Origin of the sequence: Mesorhizobium sp. M2A.F.Ca.ET.042.01.1.1, assembly GCF_003997405.1 — a bacterium.
Classification (GTDB): Bacteria; Pseudomonadota; Alphaproteobacteria; order Rhizobiales; family Rhizobiaceae; genus Mesorhizobium.
In genome coordinates this window covers 1-1324 of sequence record NZ_RZRX01000554.1, presented here as the reverse complement: position 1 = coordinate 1324, position 1324 = coordinate 1, and the positions used below count along the sequence as shown (strand labels likewise).

General features: G+C 60.1%; 1 protein-coding gene. It reads left to right on the top strand.

Annotated features, from left to right (window positions below):
* Positions 1 to 442: 442 nt before the first annotated feature.
* Positions 443 to 1324, top strand: an 882-nt coding sequence (locus EOA23_RS34760; RefSeq protein WP_127307323.1) for an ATP-grasp domain-containing protein, incomplete at its 3' end; no start/stop codon positions are given.

Here is a 1324-nt window from a genome sequence, read left to right as displayed (position 1 = left end):
GTTGACCCTCGCGGCTGCACTGCTGTTTGCGTCTCTGATGGTCGTCTGGAGTCGCGCGTCGCCCGCCGCTACGGCCGGCCAAGCGGCAAGTGGGCTTACTCCCTCCAACACGCGGAAATCGAGATACTTACTGATCAGCAAAATGCAGCCGGTCTGTACCAACAGCAGTGCGGGTACCGCAGGAAGAGTTCCAACGTAACAGGCAAGCTCGTCCAAGCCACGACGATGAGAGCCGCCAACACCGTCGCGAGGGCGCGCGGGACCGCTTCGCGAGGTCCATTCCGGTCGAGCACGTTCGCGAAGCTTTCGCAGATCAAACACAAGGCAACATCCGGAAAGAATCCAATCTGGGCAAGGCAGGCAATATTCCAACCGTTTCCCGGCCCCCTCCGATCAACTAAGCGAATGAATGTTTCAGCGGCAAACATCAAGGGAGTAGCTCATGCGGGTAGCCGTCGTGTGGAACCATGATCATACGGGCGTGATCAACCGGTTCGGTCAGTCTTGTCCGGAGCAATACGATCGTGAGACGATCGAAAGCGTGCTGATGGCACTGCAACGGGCCGGTCACGAGACGCTGCTGTGTGAAGGCGACAAAGGACTGCTTGCTACGCTCGAGCGGTTCATGCCGCCCGATCCGCAATCACGCCCCTCCGGAATGGTCTTCGACTGGGCGGAGGGAATTCAGGGCGAGTGCCGTTACACCCACCTGCCGGCCATGCTCGAGATGGCCGGCGTTCCGTACACCGGATCGAATCCACTCGGACACGCGCTAGCGAACGACAAGGTTATCACCAAGACGCTCATCCGCGATAACGGCGTGCCGACGCCGAATTTTCTCGTGATGCGTCGCGGGACCGAGAGTACCGGTGACCTGCGATTCCCGGTAGTAGTAAAGCCGCGTCGGGAAGACAGCAGCCAAGGATTGCAACTCGTGCATGAACCTGCCCAGTTGAAGCAGGCCGTGGAGGTGATCGTCACGCGGTATGCGCAGGATGCGCTCGTGGAAGAATACATCGAGGGGCGGGAAATTTGCGTTGCGCTGCTCGGAAACGGAGAGCCCGAGGTTTTGCCACTGGTGGAGCAGGACTTCGGGGACCGCGAAACGCGTCTTATGACTTGGGACGCGAAGTACGTCACGAGGCCGCCGAAGATTTGCCCGGCCCAGATCGGGAGCAGGCTTGCGACGGTGCTTCGGGATATCTCGGTTGCGACCTTTCGTACCTGCCTGTGCCGGGACTACGCCCGCGTCGATCTCCGGATCGACGGCTCTGGCCAACCATTTGTCCTGGAGATCAACGCCAATCCGGGACTCAGCATGCAC